Below are 952 nucleotides of genomic sequence, written 5' to 3'. Positions count from 1 at the left end.
GGGCAAACATGGATAGACATCTAGCTAGTGTCTCATCAGCAATCGGCACCTCTTTGGCCTTCGGCGTCATTAGGACTGCTGGGTGATGACGAAGCATCGCGTACAAGGCAAATCCTGAAAAGCAGAAGTCGTGTATAGAAACTCCAAATTTTGCCTCGAAGTATTCTGCTGCTTCCGGGAATGTATAGATGTACGCTGTTTTGAAAAAAGCAGCCTTGTTTACCTTGCCGCGTTGCCAATGAAACTGCCTTTGTGCCAGCCGATGAAATTCATCCATCACGTTTAGCCGCTGCAAGACAATTCCGTCGTCAGCATTTTCCAACTCGTGCATGAGCTTCATAAGATGGATCGGAGATCCCAGATTTTGGGTGTCGAGGGTTTGAAAAGCCCTATTACCGCGGCGTCGCAACTGCTTCGACCGCAAATACGCATTAACCAGGGTCTCAAGTGTCCACTTATGAATGTGGTGTGGTTTGAATGCCCACTCAACCAATTCTGGTTTCCGACGGGGAAAACGAGACAATGCCATGCGGTCTCCGTCGCCGATGCGATCAATGGCCCAAATCATTCGAAGAAACGGTCCGGCTGCATCCACACGGCCGAGCGCTTCATTCAGCCGCTTCCTAGCCTTGTCTCGTCTCCTGCGGAGAAATCCTGAGGATCTCTCGGTGGGCAGCGTTTGATCGTCATCCGCCCCGCCCCACGTATCTCTTATAGTCAAATTCCGCTCGACGAGTTCATCACCCGTTTCATTTGACAACTTCGGTAACCTTCAAACCTACATCAATTCTCAAGATACCTTATTCTGCACCGAATTCGACAGTATTTTAATTCGTCGAATAACAATTTGACGACGCAGATTCAGTCCCGTCACTTGCATATTAGCGACATAGAAATATAGATTTCGAAAATTTTCAAACCTTACATAAATGTATGTATTGAAGGCGCAAAC

The 952-nt window shown here is 47.7% G+C and carries 1 protein-coding gene; it reads right to left on the bottom strand.

Features of this window, described 5'->3' with window-relative positions; translation table 11 throughout:
- A partial coding sequence (locus B4U84_RS30190) for a hypothetical protein (protein WP_131121667.1) occupies positions 1-760 on the bottom strand: 760 nt, incomplete at its 3' end.
- Positions 761-952 lie beyond the last annotated feature (192 nt).

This window comes from Westiellopsis prolifica IICB1, assembly GCF_004323185.1.
Lineage (GTDB): Bacteria > Cyanobacteriota > Cyanobacteriia > Cyanobacteriales > Nostocaceae > Pelatocladus > Pelatocladus prolificus_A.
Note: the sequence above shows the minus strand (reverse complement) of the source record. Positions and strands in the feature narration are given on the sequence as shown.